This is a genomic window from Geobacillus sp. ZGt-1 (assembly GCF_001026865.1).
Classification (GTDB): Bacteria; Bacillota; Bacilli; order Bacillales; family Anoxybacillaceae; genus Geobacillus; species Geobacillus thermoleovorans.
On the sequence record NZ_LDPD01000113.1, the window covers coordinates 1 to 3,023 of the forward strand.

General features: G+C 43.0%; 5 protein-coding genes. 3 read left to right on the forward strand and 2 right to left on the reverse strand.

Translation table 11 applies throughout. The features are described from left to right. Positions 1–215 precede the first annotated feature (215 nt). The 3 genes from VU18_RS15895 to VU18_RS20905 are packed head-to-tail and all read left to right on the forward strand — an operon-like array spanning position 216 to position 1,056. On the forward strand, positions 216–641 hold the full coding sequence (locus tag VU18_RS15895) for an NUDIX hydrolase (protein ID WP_015374815.1): 426 nt from the start codon (positions 216–218) through the stop codon (positions 639–641). A 27-nt stretch (positions 642–668) separates the two neighbouring features. Next, on the forward strand, positions 669–872 hold the full coding sequence (locus VU18_RS15900; protein WP_223812632.1) for a hypothetical protein: 204 nt from the start codon (positions 669–671) through the stop codon (positions 870–872). Positions 873–909: 37 nt separating this feature from the next. Beyond that, positions 910–1,056: a MerR family transcriptional regulator gene (locus VU18_RS20905; protein ID WP_223812633.1), complete on the forward strand. Its 147-nt coding sequence runs from the start codon at positions 910–912 to the stop codon at positions 1,054–1,056. A gap of 19 nt (positions 1,057–1,075) precedes the next feature. On the opposite strand, the gene VU18_RS15910 is transcribed toward VU18_RS20905, so the two are convergent. Both VU18_RS15910 and VU18_RS15915 read right to left on the reverse strand, forming a co-directional pair. Continuing rightward, positions 1,076–2,173 (reverse strand): hypothetical protein, encoded by a 1,098-nt coding sequence (locus tag VU18_RS15910; protein WP_014195804.1) that lies wholly within the window; start codon positions 2,171–2,173, stop codon positions 1,076–1,078. An 86-nt stretch (positions 2,174–2,259) separates the two neighbouring features. After that, complete coding sequence (locus VU18_RS15915) at positions 2,260–2,709, reverse strand: MarR family winged helix-turn-helix transcriptional regulator (RefSeq protein WP_014195805.1); 450 nt, start codon at positions 2,707–2,709, stop codon at positions 2,260–2,262. Between the last annotated feature and the right edge of the window lie 314 nt (positions 2,710–3,023).

Here is a 3,023-nt window from a genome sequence, read left to right on the forward strand (position 1 = left end):
GGGGATGAGGAAATCAAAACGGAATCAACACTCACGAGTGAATCAGGATGTCGCGGTTTGGGCCATTCGTGTCTTGTTGCGAGAACAATAATGAAGGACAATGGAGAATACGATGGAATTCTATGCATCGCGAGTGCCATGCTACGATTCTCTCACCATGAGACTGATGACTTTGTCTAGCTGAAAATGATCATTGATATAGGGGGCAGCGTTTCATGAACATACGCAAATGTTCTAGAGCCGTAATCATCAATGAACGGAATGAAATTCTTCTTCAGAGATTTGAATTTCGGGATGTGGTAGGAAACAAAGTGTTATGGGTGACTCCAGGGGGAGGGATTGAAGAAAACGAGACGCCGGGGGAAGCGTTAAAAAGGGAGTTATACGAAGAACTAGGCATTGTTGTCGACCTTCTCGGCGAGCCCCTATTCCAACTGGATGTATGGATCGAAGGGAAACAAGGTCCTTTTATTAGTCGTGAGATTTATTACAAAATTGTGATTCCATCGGACACTAGATTATCGTTCGAAAATATGACGAAAGAGGAAAAGGAGGCATGGCAACAGGTAAAATGGTGGAGTAAGGAAGAATTGCAGAACAGCAATGATTTTGCGCCGCGTGAACTATTGAACTACATATAAAACGATGGGGTTCTTCTCGTTGGGATGATGATGGACCTCATCCATAACCTGCAAACGGTGAAAGAACAGCGGCAGTGGCTCGAACAATATGTGCCGAAAGAACTGATCCAGTCGTTATGTCATCAGTCCGAGGCAGAGATGAGGGCTATAGATCAAGAATGGGTTCACCTGATCCAAAAAACAAAGCAGTTGCCAGGCATTCCTGTGGGTCATCCAGAGGTGAAAACATGAATCGAACAGTATATGATTGACGTTTGTTGGTCCCGATATGACGCAAACGCTTGGACAACTTGAACGTGTGGAGGAGATGGGGCGAGATGCCGAAGTGCTCAACTGGATGCCGTCTCCTTTCACAAAGAAAGAGGGACAATGGCTGCAGCAGGCCATGGAGCACTACATGATGAAAAAAGGTTAGTCGAATCAAAAAAATCGGCTCATCGCGGATTCGCGGAGCCGATTTCTTTATTCATGTGAAGCAATCGCTTGGTGTTTTCCAACAAATTGTCATAAAAGCCATGGATGTCATCAACTGTAACATATAGCTTTCGCACCGTTTTTTTTCGGCCGAACAGTTCTGTCACTTCCACCGGCTGCTTCAAGCGGATTTCTAGTTTTGGTTCTTCTTCAAAAAAACTAGGCAATGTCACTGAATAAGCATCAGTTTCTTTTTTTCGTTTTTGTTTCGCGGTCACTTCCCTTGTGATCTGCTCAATGTTGGTGTATTCCACTTCGACAAAACTGCGGATGCCCAATTGGATATGGAGTTTATCAGGCGCCAACACGACCGGGGATAGGGTAATCGCTCGATAATCGGCAATAAGAAGGAGCAGGAAGTACACATCAAAAAACGTGACCACCCAAGCAGCGATTTCACTCCATCTCATCACTAAAATATGAACAGCAATAATTTCAATCAGCATCGCATGCACGAGCATTAAAAAGAAACCAAAATATTCCGTTTTCTCATGATAGGAATAGGTGGGATATGGCAATGACAATTGGCGTGTTTTTTTGCGATATGTTAAGTAATACAAAGCAGCGGCCTCTGTTGTGAGGAGGCGCAGCAAAAAGACCGGACGCTTGAACACGGCTTCAATGGTATGCGCATAGGTGCTTAAAAAATAAAAATGGTTCGTTTTTTCAGCGCGAAAGGTGCGAATGAGTGCCCCGAGGTTTCGAACGATATACCAAGCGATCCATAATTCGATTAGAATGATCCCGCCTTCCATTACGAAAAAAACATATTTGATCACCTTGTATTGCTCGCGAAGCGGAGCGGGAATGATCCAATACAAGATACCGAGCCCAGATGCAGCCACGCTCACGCACACTTTCCATGAATACTTCACCCGCCCAATGGTCATTCGGTAAACAACGGTTAAATAGAGTGGAAAAACGGCGACAAGCAACAATAGCACAGACGAATTTTCGAAAACATGAACATGTTTTCGTACCGTTACATAAAGAATGAACACAGCCAATACAGAAGCAGTGATAAACCGCATATAATGAACGCTCTGAGTTTGGTTCATAAAATGTTCCTCCTTAATAATTAACCAATATTAATTATTAAATTTACTTAAATATTGTGCAGATCCCTTCCTGAAAGAAGAAGGGATTACGACCGATGTTCTTTCATGATGAGATCATACAGTTTATCATTGATTTCCTTCAACTTCTCTAAGTCCTCTCGGCGAAGTTTCCCGTAATATTTCTCCATTAAATGCAATTCCACTTCATCCATTTTCTTATGATACGCTTGACCGGCTTGGCCTAGGCGCACGATAATTTCACGACGGTCAGCAGGATTGATGTCCCGGCGAACATAGGCTTTTTCTTCCATCTTTCGGACGAGCTGGCTGGCGGCGCTCGGAGTCATCGAAAAGGACTCAGCGATTTCATTGATCGTCATGGTTTGATGCCTCAATAACTCCAGCAACATCACTTGCTTTTGGGTTAAGTCTTGATACTCAGCGCCGAGCATCGCACGAATCTCTTGCAGCAAAAACGCGGTCACTGCATCGTTTTTTTCTTTAATGGCCAAATACAAAGCCTTGATATCGTCCATCTGACATCACCTTCGTTATGGTAAGGTTTTGTATTTATATTATAAAACAATCTAAATATTTAAGTGAAGTTAAATGTTAGTTTGCATGAGAAAAGAGGCGACGGCCCGCTTCTCAGTCAATCGGTTGCGAACGACAAATCATCACCGGTTGGTTAAGCAATTATGGCCATTTACCCTACAAACAAAAGAGGATCAAAACAATGTCCAACTAAGCAATGCTTTGTGCTAACGATCCGAATTTTGTAAACTTGAATGAACGGAGTGAAAACATCCAAAGAACGTCATAAAAATGAAAATAACTCACATTTCGCACC